11 protein-coding genes are annotated in these 15,631 nt (G+C 69.1%); 6 read left to right on the top strand and 5 right to left on the bottom strand.

What is annotated here, in order from left to right; all coding sequences use genetic code 11:
- The gene (locus tag D7Y11_RS00775; protein ID WP_120578316.1) at positions 1–1,344 is read right to left on the bottom strand and encodes an erythromycin esterase family protein; all 1,344 of its coding nucleotides are present in this window, start codon (positions 1,342–1,344) and stop codon (positions 1–3) included.
- Positions 1,345–1,501: 157 nt separating this feature from the next.
- Between D7Y11_RS00775 and D7Y11_RS00770 the strand changes: the two genes are divergently transcribed.
- The 4 genes from D7Y11_RS00770 to D7Y11_RS00755 all read left to right on the top strand — a co-directional run bounded on the left by D7Y11_RS00770 (position 1,502) and on the right by D7Y11_RS00755 (position 5,108).
- Positions 1,502–2,155, top strand: a complete 654-nt coding sequence (locus D7Y11_RS00770) for a hypothetical protein (RefSeq protein WP_126932767.1) — start codon at positions 1,502–1,504, stop codon at positions 2,153–2,155.
- A gap of 28 nt (positions 2,156–2,183) precedes the next feature.
- Positions 2,184–3,122, top strand: a complete 939-nt coding sequence (locus tag D7Y11_RS00765; protein WP_126932766.1) for a RimK family alpha-L-glutamate ligase — start codon at positions 2,184–2,186, stop codon at positions 3,120–3,122.
- A 73-nt stretch (positions 3,123–3,195) separates the two neighbouring features.
- Positions 3,196–3,825: a 2OG-Fe(II) oxygenase gene (locus tag D7Y11_RS00760; protein ID WP_233605123.1), complete on the top strand. Its 630-nt coding sequence runs from the start codon at positions 3,196–3,198 to the stop codon at positions 3,823–3,825.
- A gap of 62 nt (positions 3,826–3,887) precedes the next feature.
- On the top strand, positions 3,888–5,108 hold the full coding sequence (locus D7Y11_RS00755; protein ID WP_126932765.1) for a serine hydrolase: 1,221 nt from the start codon (positions 3,888–3,890) through the stop codon (positions 5,106–5,108).
- 11 nt (positions 5,109–5,119) lie between these two features.
- Here D7Y11_RS00755 and D7Y11_RS00750 read toward each other — a convergent pair whose 3' ends face one another.
- The 3 genes from D7Y11_RS00750 to D7Y11_RS00740 all read right to left on the bottom strand — a co-directional run bounded on the left by D7Y11_RS00750 (position 5,120) and on the right by D7Y11_RS00740 (position 10,323).
- Positions 5,120–5,707, bottom strand: a complete 588-nt coding sequence (locus D7Y11_RS00750; protein ID WP_121754590.1) for an SRPBCC family protein — start codon at positions 5,705–5,707, stop codon at positions 5,120–5,122.
- A 138-nt stretch (positions 5,708–5,845) separates the two neighbouring features.
- Positions 5,846–7,072, bottom strand: a complete 1,227-nt coding sequence (locus D7Y11_RS00745; RefSeq protein ID WP_233605124.1) for an acetamidase/formamidase family protein — start codon at positions 7,070–7,072, stop codon at positions 5,846–5,848.
- Positions 7,073–7,251: 179 nt separating this feature from the next.
- Positions 7,252–10,323, bottom strand: a complete 3,072-nt coding sequence (locus D7Y11_RS00740; protein ID WP_121754592.1) for an aminotransferase class I/II-fold pyridoxal phosphate-dependent enzyme — start codon at positions 10,321–10,323, stop codon at positions 7,252–7,254.
- 179 nt (positions 10,324–10,502) lie between these two features.
- Between D7Y11_RS00740 and D7Y11_RS00735 the strand changes: the two genes are divergently transcribed.
- Positions 10,503–14,300: a carbohydrate binding domain-containing protein gene (locus D7Y11_RS00735; RefSeq protein WP_126932764.1), complete on the top strand. Its 3,798-nt coding sequence runs from the start codon at positions 10,503–10,505 to the stop codon at positions 14,298–14,300.
- Positions 14,301–14,369: 69 nt separating this feature from the next.
- Here the strand turns inward: D7Y11_RS00735 and D7Y11_RS00730 are convergent, their stop codons facing one another.
- Positions 14,370–14,765 (bottom strand): helix-turn-helix domain-containing protein, encoded by a 396-nt coding sequence (locus tag D7Y11_RS00730; protein ID WP_120565143.1) that lies wholly within the window; start codon positions 14,763–14,765, stop codon positions 14,370–14,372.
- Between the two features lie 85 nt (positions 14,766–14,850).
- Between D7Y11_RS00730 and D7Y11_RS00725 the strand changes: the two genes are divergently transcribed.
- Entirely contained in the window at positions 14,851–15,591 is a 741-nt protein-coding gene (locus tag D7Y11_RS00725; RefSeq protein ID WP_120578324.1) for an SDR family NAD(P)-dependent oxidoreductase, read from the top strand.
- Positions 15,592–15,631: the final 40 nt, after the last annotated feature.

The raw sequence follows: 15,631 nt of genomic DNA, 5'->3' as shown, positions 1-15,631 counted from the left end.
CTACAGGCCCGTCGGATAGGTCTCCGGCGCTTCACCGCGCTCCCATCCGGCGGTGCGCTCCAGCGGTTCGAGCGCACGCGTCTCATCGATGTGCAGCATCGCGTCGAACTGCTCCGGCAGCCGCGTGTGGAAGTAGTGGCTCCTGCGCTCCGTTTCGGGCCGGTAGATGACGCCGATGGCCCGTTGCAGGCGCCGCTCGCGGAGTGCTCCGGCGGCCTCTCCCAGTTCGCGGAGGTCCAGCAGGAAGCCTGGCAGGCCGACCTGATGGAAGAGGGACTCGCAGCTGCCCGCCAGTCCGTGGCGGACCTGCTTGCGCTCAGCGGTCCCACTCCAGTTGGTGGCCGCGGTGACGGTGCCCCGGTACGTGCTGAAGCCGATGAGCCGCGTGACTTTCGGGTGCCGCTGGCGCGTCAGCTGTCCCAGGTTCACCTCGCCCGCCTCCCCCATCTCTGTCGCGCGCGCATCGCCGACGTGCGAGTTGTGGGCCCAGACCACGACCCGCGCGGCCCCCAGCCTCCGCTTCAGGAAGCCCATCAGCGCATCCAGCGTGTCCGCCATGTGCGTGTCGCGCAGGTTCCAGGACGAGATGCGCCCATGGAACATGGACCGGTAGTACTCCTCCGCGTTCTGGACGACCCGGGCGTTCTGCTCCGCTTCGAACTGCGCGTCCTCCGCGATGAACCCGTCCCGGCGCAGCAGGGCCTCGCGCTCCCGTTGCAGCTCGCGGAGCTGGTCGACGACCTGCCGCTCGCAGTCCGGCGACAGGCCCAGCGACGTCGCGTGGCCGTAGTCCTTCGGGTCCTCGCCGAAATGTTCGAAGCACGCGTAGCGGTGCCGGGCGCGCTTCGCGGCCTCCGGATCCGCCCGGTCCAGGTACTTCAGCACCGCGCCCATGGAGGCGTGGAGGCTGTAGAGGTCCAGCCCGTAGAACCCGACCTTCTCCCGAGCGGAGTGGCGGTCGTTGTGCGTCCGCAGCCAGCCCGCGAAGTCCAGCACGTCCGCGTTGCGCCACATCCACGCGGGGAACCGTTGGAAGTCGGAGAGCGACTCCACCGCGTCCGCGTCGTGGCCCATGGCCCGCACGTAGCGGTTGATCCGGTACGCATCCGGCCAGTCCGCCTCCACCGCGACGGCGTTGAAGCCCCTCTCCTCGATGAGCCTCCGCGTCAGGAGCGCGCGCAGCCGGTAGAACTCGTGCGTGCCGTGGGTCGCTTCGCCAATCAGCACGCACGTCGCGTTCCCCACCAGGTCCATCAGGGGCCCGAAATCCTCCCGCGTCCCCTGGAGCGGCCTCACGGACTCCGCGAGCGCTCGCACCAGCAGTCCGTCGTCTCGGTGCGCCATGGTGTCTCCTCCCCTTGTCTTCAAGGGTTGGGACTCACACGCCCCGAGGGAAGACTGCGGGCGGCCAGGCAGCCCCCTGCTCTACCAGGACTCTCATCCTCAGAGAATCAAGCAACTCCTGCCTGGGCATGCCGATAACCTTTTCAAAGGAATCTTTATGACCCAGATCAAATCCCCCACGGGCTTCGTCTCGTCGCTGCAGACCGCCCTGAAGACCGCCAGCACGGATGGCAAGGCAGTGGGCGCCCCGGCCCTCAAGAAGGCGCTCCAGGGCACTGACGCGGCCCAGCTGAGCCCCCAGCAGAAGCACCAGGTTCGCGACGTCTTCGAGAAGGTCAAGTTGACCCCGAAGGCCCGTGAGCTCGCGGATCAGTTCGTGGGTGACGGCGTCGGCCTCAAGCCGCCGAAGGACAGCGGCGTGTTGAAGGTCATGATGGACGACCCCACCCGCGGCTCGAAGCTGCCGGACTTCGCTCCGCCGGATGGCGGCCGGGTGAAGGTCCGGATGGATGATCCGACCGGTGGCTTGAACCTGCCGGACTTCACTCCGCCGGATGGCGGCCGGGTGAAGGTCCGGATGGATGATCCGACCGGTGGCCTGAACCTGCCGGACTTCACTCCGCCGGACGGCGGCCGGGTGAAGGTCATGATGGATGACCCGACCCGTGGCTCGAAGCTGCCGGACTTCACTCCGCCGGATGGCGGCCGGGTGAAGGTCATGATGGACGACCCCACGCGTGGCTCGAAGCTCCCGGACCTCAAGCCGCTGGATGGCGGCGTCCTGAAGGTCAAGATGGACAGCCCGGTCTGAACGACGGGCAGGCGAAGTCACGGACCCCATGACGTCTCGTAAGAAGGTCGTGGTCATCGGCTCGCGCTCGGATGACGCCACCCGCTTCGTCGCGGAAGCGGTGGAGCGGCGTCGTGCGCGAGCCATCGTCCTGGAGACAGACCGGGTCCCGGACTCCGCCGCGTTGAGCTGGCAGGACGGAGACGTGCACTGGGACGGTGAGTGTCTCAGTGACCTGCGCTCGTTCTACCTCAAGCTCGTGCGCCTCTCGCTCCCGGTCCCCGAGGCCGAGGCCCTGTCCGAGCGCAACTTCCCGCGCTGGCAGGAGCAGTACCTGGCGGAGCGGGAGCGCCAGTCGTTCCTCCACTCCGTGCTGCGTTCGCTCCACCGGCGCGGCGGCTCGTTCGTCAACCCGCTGGAGGCGGTGGAGCTGCACTATCTGAAGCTGCAGCAGCTGGCCCTGTTGCGCCGCCACCGCATTCCCGTCCCCAGCACCCTGGCCACCGCCTCACCGGACGCGGTGCGCGAGTTCGTCGCGCGCCACGGGGCCGTCATCTACAAGCCCCTGAGCGGCGGCGCGCTGGTGCGCAAGGTGGAGGAGGCGGACCTCACCGAGGCGCGGCTCCAGCTGCTCGCCAACTGTCCGGTGCTGTTCCAGGAGCAGATCCAGGGCGACGAGTTCCGCGCCTACGTGCTCGACGGCGAGCCCGTGTCCGCCTTCCACATCCCCACCGACGGCGTGGTGGACGCGAGGCAGAACCTGCACCGGGTGAAGCCCGCCCGCCTGCCGAAGGAGGCCTGGGCGGTGTGTCTCAAGGGCGCCAAAGCGCTGGGCATGGTCTTCACGGCGGTGGACCTGCGGCGCACGCCCGACGGCGCCTTCGTGGCGCTTGAATTCAACCCCACTCCCGCCATCTCCTTCTTCGATGATCCGCGCGACGGCAAAGTCATCACCCGGCTCGCCAGCTACCTCGTCTCCAAGGCCTGAGCGCCCGAGCGGGTTCTTCATCACGGACTACGCCGAAAGCATCTTCGGCCCCGTCCCGTCCCCGAAGCCGGAGGTGTTCCCGGCGTCCGCGACCGCGTGGACGCGCCTGGCCACCGTATCCGAAGCCCTGCACGCCACGCTCCGCCAGGAGTTCATCGAAGGCGGACGGGTGCCGCACCTCTGCCTCCGGGACGCCCTCCTCCCCGAGCGCGCCGAGGCCCTGCACCAGGCCCTGCGCGACGCGCGCTTCGTGCGCCACCACCACGGGCCCTATCCGCTGCACATCGCGCCATTGAAGCAACAGGTGCCCTCCGCCCTGACGGACTTCTGCGCGTGGCTTCAGAGCGCGGACGGCGCGGCCTTCCACGCCGCTCTGGTGGGCTGGCCCGAGCCCCTGGAGACGCGGCAGGTGCAGGTGTCGCGCATGGAGGTGGGCGAGTTCTTTCCGGAGCACCGGGACACGGACGAGGAAGGGCTCGCCGTCGTCTACAACTTCACGCGCCCGTGGGAGGACCGCTTCGGCGGCGTCCTCGCCTTCCGGCATCCCGAAGTGGACGCGGACATGATGCGCGTCCCGCCGCTCTTCAACTCGGTGTTCATCTTCCGCGCGAGGGGTGCCCCTCACCGCGTGACCGAATGGACGTCCGAGGCCCGGGGCCACCAGCGCTATTCCGTCACCGCCTTCATCCTCGCGAAGCGCTGAAGCGCCCGCCTGTCCCCACGCATCTGGGCTCGCGGCTGGCGTCGAGGGTTTAGACTCAAGGCATGCACCCACGCTCCGCCGCGCTTTCCCCGACACGGCTCGCCGACATGACGTCCGCCCTGCGCGGCCACGTCGAACGCGGTGAGCTCCCCGGCGTCGTCGCGCTCGTCGCTCGCGGAGACACCGTGCACGTCGACGTGCTGGGCACACAGGGCCTCGTGCCCTCCGGTCCACCCATGCAGCGGGACAGCCTCTTCCGGCTCGCGTCCATGGCCAAGCCCATCACGGCGGTGGCCACGCTGATGCTCGTGGAGGACGGGAAGCTCCCGCTCGACGGCGCCGTCGACCCGTGGCTGCCGGAGCTGGCGGACCGCCGCGTCCTGCGCACTCCCGGCGGCCCGCTCGACGACACCGTTCCCGCGAAGCGCGCCATCACCGTGCGGGACCTGCTCACGCTGCGTTGGGGCCTGGGCGCGGTGATGGCGCGGCCCGGCACCCATCCCATCCAGCGGGCCATGAGCGAAGCCCGGGTGTCGCCCGGCTTCCAGGCGCTCACGGATCCGCCCGACGAATTCATGCGTCGGCTGGGCACGCTGCCGCTCATGCATCAACCGGGAGAGCGGTGGGCCTATCACACCGGCTACGAAGTCCTGGGCGTGCTGGTCGCGCGGGCCTCGGGCATGCGCTTCGATGACTTCCTGCGCGAGCGGCTCTTCGTGCCGCTGGGCATGAAGGACACGGCGTTCACCGTGCCCGCGGAGAAGCGCGACCGGCTCACGACGGCCTACGCGCGCGACGACGCCACGGGGAGTCTGGATGCATGGGACACACCGGCGGACAGCTTCTGGTCACGACCGCCCGCGTTTCCCTCGGGAGGAGGCCAGGGAGGGCTGGTGTCCACGGCCGATGACCTGCTCGCCTTCTGCCGGATGCTGCTGGGCGGAGGCCAGTCCGGGCACACCCGCCTGCTGTCCTCCGCGAGCGTCCAGGAGATGCTGACGGATCAGATTCCGGAGGAGCAGAAGGCCGCCTCGCCCTTCTTCCCTGGCTTCTGGGATGCGTCCGGGTGGGGCTTCGGCGGCGCCGTGTGTACGAAGCCGGATGGCGTCTCGCCCACCGCGGGACGCTACGGCTGGGGCGGCGGTTACGGCCCGATGTTCTTCATCGATCCCCGGCAGGACCTGACGGCCATCCTCCTGATGCAGCGACGGGCGCAGGGCCCCGACGACGAGGCCCTGGCCATGGAGTTCTCCAAGGGCGCCTACCGGGCGCTGGCGGACTGAGGCTCGACGCTTCAGAGCGCCGGGGCGGGCGTCGCCGCGTCGGACTGGGCGCTCGCGCTGGGAGCCGGGGTGACGCCACGCGCGACGGTGTCCAGGTTCGCGAGGCCCCGCTCGAACTCCTTGCCGAGCATCGTGTCCATGTTCACGACGAGCGACATCGCCTTGCCCATCAGGGTGTTCTCGCCCTCCATCGCCCAGCTCACGCGGGTGCCGCCGTTCTCCGGCGTGAGCGTGAAGGTGGCCTGGTTGGTGGCTTCGAACGGCTTGAAGAACTCCAGCTTGAGGACGACGCGCTCGCCGGGCTGGCTCTCCACGATGGTCATGCGGCCATCCCCGTTCTCGCCGCCGGCATAGGCGAAGCTGGCGCCCGGCCCTTCGTTGGGTCCGTCGAAGGTCTTGGTCACGCCGGGCGCCGGCGCGGAGCGGAACGGGTTCCACGTGTCGAACCGGTGCAGGTCATTGATCAGCGAGAAGACGGTGGCCGGGGGCGCGCCCACGAGCGCGTTGCGCTCGATGCGGAAGTGGTCCGGGCGGGTGGCGACGAAAGCGCCCAGCGCGACGACGAGGACGAAGGCGGCGATTGCGATCTTGCTGGCCATGGGAGGCTCCCGGTTCGATGGAAGAAGTGCTCCCGGGTGACCGGGAGGGTTCATCTCCACGTCGAACGAGGGGCCGCGGAATCGACACGGCATTTCCGCCCCATTTTCCGGGGCCTTGGACGCACCCGGGAATACAGCTCACTTCACCGGGGGACGGAGGGCCTGGAGCCGCGCCTTGTCCAGCTTCGCGGCGACGCCCACGCTGCGTCCGGCGAGGTTCGCGACGACGTACTGCACGGAGCTGCCCAGCACCTGCGCGCTCTCCGACAGGGTGAGCCCGTAGTCCTGCTCCAACCACTGCGTCATGCCCTGCGTCGCGGAGCGCAGGGCGTCGTCCAGTGAACCGCCCTGCCCCAGCGCCATCAGGTGGGTGGGGGACTCGACGCGAGGCGTGGAGGGCGGCGGCTTGCCGTGCAGGACCTCCACGGTGAACTCGACGTCCATGGAGGTCTCCAGCGCGTACTGCGACGTCTCGCCGTCGCCCTGCGCGGCGTGCGCGTCGCCCAGGAACAGGAGCGCCCCAGGCTGCGCGACGGGCAGGTAGACGGTGTTGCCCTCCACGATCTCGTTGAAGTCCATGTTGCCGCCGTAGCGGCCCGTGTCGCCGGTGGACAGGGGCGCGGAGCCGAAACCGGGCGCCACTGCCAGGCCGCCCAGCATGGGCCGCAGCGGCACGGTGAAGGCCTTCAGGCGCTCCGTCGGGTTCTCCGGCGTCGCGACACCGCGCTCGGGGTCGAGCTTCCAGCGAACGGGCTTGCCCAGCTCCGTCGCCTTCGCGGCGAGGCCCGGCGTGAGGGCGCGGCCCACGATGCCATCCAGGCTGTCCGCGAACGTGCGGTTCAACGCGAGGCGGCGGATGCGGATGGCCAGCGTGTCGCCCGGGTTCGCGGTGGCGATGAAGAAGGGGCCCGTCTGCGGGTTGCCGAAGAGCGCACGGGTGACGCCTTTGGCGTCCATGCCGCCAGAGTCGAGCGTCGAGGTGCGCACCGTGTCGCCCGGCCAGACGGTCAGCACCGGAGCACGGTGCGCGGTGAACTCGTTGGACCACGAGGTGGGCGTGAAGTCATGCACGCGAGGAGCACCCGCGGGGCGCGAGGGAAGCAACCGGGCAGTGAAGGCATGGGACGCCCGCGCCTTCGGGTTGTTGCTGTCCGGGTAGTCCGCGGTGCCGCGCAGCGATTCGCCACTCACCTTGCCATCGAAGACATAGGTCTGCTGGCGCGAGTCCGTGACGACGAAGCGGACGGCGTTGCCCGTGCGCTCCCCCTTCAGCGCATCCCCATCAAGCTCACCGGAGAGGCGCTTCCCGTCGCGCTCCAGTGTGAGGAACTGGTAGGCGGGGTTGCCCCACAGGTCGGTCGTCACGAGCCAGGACTCAGAGGCCGCGAGCGCACCAACAGGCAGACAGCAGAGGAGGACGGCGAGGGAGCGGAGCATGGGCCGGCGCAGTGTAGAGGAACGCTCTGGGGTCCGCGCCCTGTCGGACAGGTTTGGATCGCTCCGCCCCGGCCGACAGGGTCATCACTTGACGCCGCGCAGCGCCGTCAGCGCAGCCGCTGGCCGAAGGTCCGCAGGCGGTCGCGGGCCTTCAACAACTTCTCCCGGGGAATGGAGAACACCGCGCGCACGCGCTCCGGGTCGCCGCACCACGCGCCGCCGTTGAGCACCACGTGCGTGTGCTCGTAGACGATGCGCGGCAGGTTCTCTGGCGTGAGCTTCACCCCATCCACCGAACGTCCCAGCCAGGCCGTCATCGGAGGCGCGAGGAACAAGCCCCCCGCCTCCGTGGCCTCCGCGCGGCCGTCGTCGGGCAGCGCCTCCGCCACCAGCGCGCGCTTCTCCGCGAGCTCACGCCGCATCCGCGCCAGGTAGTTTCTCAGCGCCTTGTGCCGCGCGGCGTAGAGCAACTGTCCATCCGGTCCGCGCGCATGGGCCGCGTACAGGTACGCCGCCGCGCGCGCGGTGGGCGTGTGCAGCACGCCGGGAGCGCTGTCGCGCAGCGCCGCCACCAGCGCCCGGTCCTTCGTGGCCACCCAGCCCACCCGCAGGCCTCCAGCCGCGAACTCCTTGGACAGCCCTCCCAGCAGCACCGTCCGCGCGCCAATACCGGGCACCGCGCCCTCCAGCGTCACCGGGCTGTGCACCGTCTCCGCCGTGGGGTTGGTGAGGTTCACCAAGCCGAAGATTTCATCCGAGATCCAGAGGCAGCGCTGCTCCACCACGAACGTCGCCAGCGCCATCAACTCCTCGTGCGACAGGTAGTGCCCCGTGGGGTTCGCCGGCTGCGACAGCACCACCGCGTCCGGCATCGTCCCCCGCGCGCGGCGTGACAGCAGCGTGCCCAGCGGGCCTGACTCCACCTCGCACCCCGCCGCGAGGAACGTGGGCGCGAGTACGCCGTAACAAGGCGTCACCAGGAACACTCGCGGCATCCGCCCCAGCCGCTGGCGCAGCGCCACGCCCAGGTGGTGCATGAGCGGCCAGACGCCGGGCGCCACCACGACGTCCTCGGGGACATAGCGGGCCCCTCGCGTCTCCAACAGGAAGGCCGCCACGGCCTCCGCCAGCCCCGTCTGCGCTCCGTCCGCGCGCGGCGCGACGCCCGCCGCGATGAGCCCCTCCACCAGCGGCAGCGGCATCGGGCCCTCGTTCTCGCCGTAGTCCAGGCGCACGAGCTCCGGGTCGTCCTCGCGGAAGAACTTCGGTGCGAACGCGGGCAGCTCCGACAGCTTCGCGATGCGCTGTGAGCGCGGCAGCGGCACCTCCGGCACCCGGTGCGGCGAGGGCGGCTCCGGCTCCGCGAAGGCCATGCGGAAGGCGAGCAACTCCGAGAACGTGCGCTCGTAGAACCACTCCGCCAGCACGCTGATGCGCGAGTACGTCACCTCCGCCGCCACCTCCAGGTCCGCGCGCAGCGACTCTGGCACGGGGAGCAGCAGCGTCAGCTCCAGATCCGGCCACACCGCGTTCTTGATGAGCCCGTACAGGATGACCAGGTTGGGCGCGTGCTGCGTCCGCGCGAGGAACTCGAAGAGGGTGCGCGGCTCCACGTCCCCGGTGATGTTGAAGAAGGCGCTCTCGTCCAGCACCACCCAGATGCCCCGCCGCGCGGCCTCCGCCACGATGTCGCGCAGCACCGCCAGGTTGGTGCGCTCGCCCGGCTCCACCGTCAGCAGCACGGCCTTCACGTCGAAGGCGCTCAGCAGGCGGCGGATCTCCCCCAGCGTGTTGTGCGTCACGGTGGCGCGCACGCCCGCCTTGTCCAGGGCGCGCGCGTAGAGCGGGTGCAGGCTGCGCGACACCAGCACCGTGTCCCCGGGGTCGCACGTGGCGAGCAGGAAGGAATAGACGGCCTGCTCCCGCTCCGGCGCGACGAACACCGAGTCCTCCGACAGCCTCAAGCCGAAGTGGCGGTCCAGGTAGCGGGCCACCAGCCTGCGGAAGGACGCGTCGCCGGCCTCGTGCGCGTAGGGCAGGAAGGGCGCCTGGGACAGCCGCTCCGCGAGCGCCGTGACGAAGCCCAGCTGCTCCGCGGACGCCGCCCCCAGGTCCAGCTCCTCCTGGAGCGCCGCGATGCCCAGCGAGCGCAGCGCGGCGCGCAGGGCCAGCGTCTCCCGGGGCTGCGACAGGTGGGCCTCCCACACCGCCACCTCGTGCCAGATGGGGTGGCCTGACTGCAGCCAGCCCAGCGCCGTCGCCGCGCGCAGGGGCTCCGGGCTGTGGGCCTCCATGAAGAACTCGAACTCCCGCCCGGTGCGCTGCTCCAGCGACACCAGCGGGCGGATGTCCGTGTCCGCCGCCTGCATCACCCGCCGGGCCACGCGCATGCGAGTGGTGAAGCCTCGCCGGGTGAACATCCGCGCGATGATGGCGCGGCCCGGACGCCCCGCGAGGTTCAGGAGCAGCCGCCCCCCCGGCAGCAGCCGCTCCGGCGCCTCGTTGAGCAGCCGCGCGATGAGCCCCAGTCCGAAGTGGTCCTCATAGACGTTCTGCAACGAGGTGTAGTTGGACAGGTCCAACAGCGCCTGCTCATCCGCCTGCGCCAGCTCCGCGGGCAGCTCGTCACTGCGCAGCACCTGCGGGATGCACCCGACGATGAAGTCCCACTCCGGCTTCTGGGGCAGGCCGAGCAGCAGGTCGCTCTCGCCAAAGGACAGCCGCGACACCAGCGCTTCGTCGCCGTTGAGCCACGCGTTGCACAGCCCCACCGCCGGGGCCTGCGGGTTCAGGTCCAGCCCCCGGATGCGCGCGAGCCCCGTGAACTTCGCCAGCGCGATGCAGATCCACCCGGAACCCGAGCCCACCTCCACCAGCCGCTTGCCGGCGTACTCGTCCAGAGGGACCTTCAAGAGCCCCTCCAGGAACGTGAACGCCCACGCCTCGGGCGCGAAGATGGACGGCGGAATCAACAGCTCCAGCCGCTCCTGGGACGCGCCCACCGCCACCACCACCGACGCCAGCCGCAGCGGCGCGCCCTCTGGCTGGTCGCGCGACAGCTCCGCCAGCTCGCGCAGCTCCGCCAGCGCCCGCGCACGCTCCTCCGGCCGGGCCAGCGCCTCCGAAAGCGTACGCAATTGGACAAAGGCTTCACGGGCTGACGCGGGATAGGTGGCCATGGCGCGCCCGACTGTCCGAGGCCGCTTCTCCTCTGTCAACGACAGCCTTTCCACGAAAGACTGACGCAATGCAGTATCGATTTACAGGTTGTCATTCCCAGTTTACATGGGAAATCTTGAGTCAAACGCCAGTAAGCAGCGCCCACCGGACGGCCCCTCTCGTCCGGTGAGGACGCCCCATGAAAAGACAGCCGCAACTGGCCTTGCTCGCGGTGTTCGCCGTCATCCTGTTACACGCGCAGCAGGCGCAGGCTCAAATCGCCGCCGCGCACGTGTATCACAATCACATGCCCAACTTCTGGGCGTACTACGACCTGACCCAATACAACTCGACGCCGGTGGGCGGCCCCATCCGCTACGCGTATGACGGGCAGGTCATCCAGATAAAGCAGTCACCTCCGGCCAACTACACCTATTTCCTGCCGTCGGGCGCGCCCATGCCGCACGACGACCTGGTGACGTATTACTCGCACCACGCGAAGGTGGGCGCGTATCAATACTGGCCGCCGGACGTGGCCGCGGACATGAAGGCCAATGCCTCCACGGGACAGGTTCACGTCACCATGTCTGGCGCGGTGGTGAACAACGTCAACGACCTGGTCACCCGCCGCAACGTGTCCGGCTACGACAACGCAAACTGGGGCGCCACCTGGAGGGACCGCTACGCCAACCTGCGCACGCCCGCGGGCAACCGCTCGTTGGACCTCATCCACTTCACGGGCCACCACTCCATGGGGCCGCTGGTGGGGCCGGACTACTTCCTCAAGGACCTCATCCACCAGAGCGCCACGCTGTCCCAGTCGTACTTCCTGGGCAGCGGCTTCACGGCCTCCAAGGGCTTCTTCCCCACGGAGCTGGGCTTCAGCGAGCGGCTCATCCCCACGCTGGCGAAGCTGGGCGTGAAGTGGTCCGTCATCGGGGACAACCACTTCTCCCGCACGCTGAAGGACTACCCGTTCCTCAACGACCCGGGCTCCGACACGCTGGTGTCGCCGCCCAACCGCGCGGACCTCCAGAACACCAGCACCGTGGGCGCCTGGGTGAGCGAGGGCATGGCGCACGAGCAACAGGTCATCCGCAACAAGTACCCCTTCGCCTCCACGCCGCACTGGGTGCGCTACGTGGATCCGGCCACGGGCGCCGAGTCGCGCGTCGTGGGCATCCCCGTCAACCAGAACGGCTCCTGGCTGGAGGGCTGGGAGGGACAGGCCACCGTGGACGTGGTGGGCCTGCGCAACTTCGAGGGCCTGGTGTCCCAGAAGCAGTTCTTCGTGCTCGCGCATGACGGCGACAACTCCGGCGGGCGCGCGGGGTCGCTCGACACGTGGCTCAACGGCCGCTCCGTCACCTGCAGCGGTGGCGTGCAGTGCCTGGGCATCGACGAGTACCTGGTCAACAACACGCCCGTCTCCACGGACGTGGTGCACGTGCAGGACGGCTCGTGGGTGGACACGCGCGACTCTTCATCCGACCCGCAGTGGCACCACTGGCGGCTGCCGTTTGGCATCTGGAAGGGGCAGTTCCCGGCCTTCAACTCGGCCACCGGTCTCAACCTGGCACCCAAGACGAACCTGAGCGGCGTGCAGGAAGGGATGACGGTCTCGCTGGAGCACGGCTGGCACTACCTGGAGCGCAACTTCGCGCTGCTCCAGGCCGCGATGAACTACGCGAAGACGGCCGAGCAGGTCTGGCTGGACGCGCACCCCAACCACTGGAAGCCCACCACGGCGCTGGATTCGCAAGTCACGCACGCGGGCAACCAGCTCAACCCGTGGATGATGTCCTTCCCGGTGAAGGGCGACGCGGCGAATGACTGGGCGGGCGGCGCGAACCCCGCGGAGCTGGCCTGGTACTTCCTCCTGCCGGCCATGGACTCCGGCTTCGGCTACTACGACGAGAACGTGGACGACAACGTGAAGCCCACGCTGTCCTTCAACCAGTCGCTCTACTTCTCCAAGCCGTATGTGCAGGACCGGCTGGCGCAGGACCGTACGGGCCCGGACGTCTGGTGGGTGCAGCGCTGGCCGTACAACCCCGGCAGCCCCAACACGGACAAGTCCGAAGGGTGGACGCTGCACCACTTCGACAACAACTTCGCGCTGTACACCTACGCCTTCGACGTGAGCGGCATCGCCAGCATCAAGGCGCGAGTGCGCGTGCACACAGCGAAGAGCATCGACCCGCTGGACAACACGCCTCGCGTCTACAACCCGGCGGCGCTGAAGGCCGCGGGCGTGCCTGGCATCGACCCATCGCGCGTGGGAGCCTGGGTGGACCATCCACTCCAGCGTCGTGAATTGCGACCGGTGATGAACGGCGTGGCGTGGCAGCCGGCGCACCTGCCGGTGATGCAGAAGGTGGCCGCGCAGGAGATTGGCGACCTCTACTACGTTTATCTGGGCGCCTACCGCGACCAGGTGCTCGACTACTACATCGAGGCCACCGACTCGCGCGGCAACGTCACGCGCAGCGAGATCCAATCCGTCTACGTTGGCGCCGGGAAGTACCGGCAGGAGGGCGGCAAGTACATCGAGGACGTCAACGGCCCGGTGACGGGCACCTATCCGTTCCTCCGCGTGGACACGACGGCGCCGTCCGTTCCCACGGGGCTCGCGGCGACGCGCACGGACCGCTCCGTGACGCTGACGTGGACGGCCTCCACGGACAACGTCGGCGTGACGGGCTACCAGGTGTTCCGCAATGGCACGCAGGTGGGCTCGCCTTCCACGACGAGCTACACGGACAGCGGGCTCACGGCGGGCACGGCGTACAGCTACACCGTGCGAGCGCGGGACGCGGCGGGCAACACCTCCGCGGCGAGCAGCGCGCTCTCCGTCACCACCCTGCCCCCGGACACCACGGCGCCGTCGGCGCCCTCTGGGCTCTCCGCATCGGGTGTCACCAGCTCGTCGGTGGTGCTGAGCTGGACGGCCGCCACGGACAACTACGGCGTGAGTGATTACCTCGTGTTCCGCAATGGCACGCAGGTGGCCGCGCCCACGGCGACGACGTACACGGACACGGGGCTGTCCTCGAGCACGACGTACAGCTACACCGTGAAGGCCCGCGACGCGGCGGGGAACACCTCCGGGGCCAGCGCGGCGCTCTCCGTCACCACCGGCCTGGGGTACACGACGACGGTCTATTACAAGAAGGGCTTCGCCACGCCGTACATCCACTACCGCCCCGCGGGTGGCACGTGGACGACGGCGCCGGGCGTGCTGATGCCGGACGCGGAGGTGACGGGCTACGCGAAGTACACGGTGAACCTGGGCTCCGTGCAGCAACTGGAGGCTGTCTTCAACAACGGCAGCGGGACGTGGGACAACAACAACGGCGGCAACTACCTGTTCCCCACCGGCACATCCACGTTCAACGCGGGCGTCATCACGGCGGGCGCGCCGGTGAGTGACACCTCGGCGCCGTCGGTGCCCACGGGCCTGACGGCTCCGTCGAAGTCCGCGACGACGGTGTCGCTGAGCTGGAGCGCTTCCACGGACAACGTCGGCGTGACGGGCTACCTGGTGTTCCGCAATGGCACGCAGGTGGGGACGCCCACGTCCACGAGCTACACGGACAGCGGGCTGTCCTCCAACACGGCCTACAGCTACACGGTGCGGGCGCGCGACGCGGCGGGCAACACGTCCGCGCAGTCCTCCGCGCTCTCCGTCACCACGTCCACCAGCGGGGCCACGGTCACGTTCAACGTCACGGCGAGCACGGTGATGGGACAGAACGTGTACGTGGTGGGCAACGTCGCCGCGCTGGGGAGCTGGGCCCCGGCCAATGCCATCCTGCTGTCCCCGGCCAACTACCCCACGTGGAGCGCGGCCGTCGGGCTGCCGGGCTCCACGGCGATTGAGTACAAGTTCATCAAGAAGGACGCCGCCAACAACGTCACCTGGGAGAGCGGCGCCAACCGCACCCTGACGACGCCGGCCACGGGCACCTCGACCGTGAACGATACGTGGCGCTGAGCCATTGAAGCGGACTCGCGGCGGGCCTGGAGACCGGGCCCGCCGTGAGGTATCGCGGAGGGCCCCGGCTCAGTCTGAACGGCGAGCGCTGGCCACCGCCTCGCGGTCGTAGGCTTCCTGGTGCTTCTGGATCGCGTCGATGTGCGCGAGGGTCCAATCGTACAGTGCCGCGAACGGCTCCTGGAGCGACCTGCCCAGCGGGGTGAGCGCGTACTCGACGCCCGGCGGAGAGCCGCCGAGGACGCGGCGGCGGACCATCCCGTTGCGTTCGAGCTTTCGCAGCGTCTGCGTCAGCACGCGCTGGGTGATTCCCTCAAGCTGTCGCTTGAGGGCGTTGAACCGCCGCGGCCCGGGCACGAGCACGGCAAGGACCATCATCGACCACTTGTCGCCTATCTGATCGAGGATCGGGCGGGTGGGGCAGTCGGACCGGTAGATGGGATCGTCTTCAGTATCGCTCGGCATACCTGGGATGCTCCAGGTACGCTCTTGCCTCCTGGTATGCAACGGATACCTTCAATGAGCCATTCTTGAAGGAGATGAAATCGACATGACGCGCTTCAAAGACAAAGTCGTGGTCGTCACCGGGGGAAGTGACGGCATCGGGCTCGCGACCGCCAAGGCCTTCGCCGCGGAGGGGGCCAGGGTCTACATCACCGGGCGCAGACAGGAGCGGCTCGACGAGGCGGTCCACGAAATCGGTGGCGCCACCGTTGGCATCCAAGGGGACGTCGGCAATCTCTCCGACCTCGACCGGCTCTACGAGCGCGTCAAACGCGACCACGGCAGGGTCGATGTCGTTTTCGCCAATGCGGGAATCTCCGAAACCGTGGCGCTCGGTGCGATCGACGAGGAGCACTTCGATCGCGTGTTCGGCGCGAACGTGAAGGGCATGGTCTTCAGCGTGCAGAAGGCGCTGCCCCTCATGACCCACGGAGGGACGGTCATCCTCGCCGGATCGGCCAGCGGCAGCAAAGGCTTCCCCGGTCTGTCGGTCTACAACGCGACCAAGGCCGCGATTCGCGCGCTCGCGCGTACCTGGACGACCGACCTGAAGAGCCAAGGCATCCGCGTCAACGTGGTTTCACCGGGGGTGATTGAGACGCCCGCGATGCAGACGTATCTCCAGAACAACGCGGGGATGGAGGACGTGCTGAAACAGATGACGCCGCTCGGGCGGCTCGGCCAGGCGGAGGACGTCGCGAACGCGGTGCTGTTCCTGGCGTCGAACGAGAGCAGCTTCGTCGCGGGCGTCGAGCTCTTCGTGGATGGGGGTGTCATGGCGGTGTGACACGGATTGGCGGATGCCCGTGGGTGGCCCCCCGGGCTGC

It is taken from the genome of Corallococcus sp. AB018, assembly GCF_003986945.1.
Taxonomy (GTDB): Bacteria; Myxococcota; Myxococcia; order Myxococcales; family Myxococcaceae; genus Corallococcus; species Corallococcus exiguus.
Note: the sequence above shows the minus strand (reverse complement) of the source record. Positions and strands in the feature narration are given on the sequence as shown.

Excerpts from the sequence above, each read along its gene's own strand:
- D7Y11_RS00750 (WP_121754590.1), bottom strand. The coding sequence starts at position 5,707 with ATGGCCAGCAAGATCGCAATCGCCGCCTTCGTCCTCGTCGTCGCGCTG.
- D7Y11_RS00770 (WP_126932767.1), top strand. The coding sequence starts at position 1,502 with ATGACCCAGATCAAATCCCCCACGGGCTTCGTCTCGTCGCTGCAGACC.
- D7Y11_RS00740 (WP_121754592.1), bottom strand. The coding sequence starts at position 10,323 with ATGGCCACCTATCCCGCGTCAGCCCGTGAAGCCTTTGTCCAATTGCGT.
- D7Y11_RS00725 (WP_120578324.1), top strand. The coding sequence starts at position 14,851 with ATGACGCGCTTCAAAGACAAAGTCGTGGTCGTCACCGGGGGAAGTGAC.
- D7Y11_RS00735 (WP_126932764.1), top strand. The coding sequence starts at position 10,503 with ATGAAAAGACAGCCGCAACTGGCCTTGCTCGCGGTGTTCGCCGTCATC.
- D7Y11_RS00775 (WP_120578316.1), bottom strand. The coding sequence starts at position 1,344 with ATGGCGCACCGAGACGACGGACTGCTGGTGCGAGCGCTCGCGGAGTCC.
- D7Y11_RS00755 (WP_126932765.1), top strand. The coding sequence starts at position 3,888 with ATGCACCCACGCTCCGCCGCGCTTTCCCCGACACGGCTCGCCGACATG.
- D7Y11_RS00730 (WP_120565143.1), bottom strand. The coding sequence starts at position 14,765 with ATGCCGAGCGATACTGAAGACGATCCCATCTACCGGTCCGACTGCCCC.
- D7Y11_RS00765 (WP_126932766.1), top strand. The coding sequence starts at position 2,184 with ATGACGTCTCGTAAGAAGGTCGTGGTCATCGGCTCGCGCTCGGATGAC.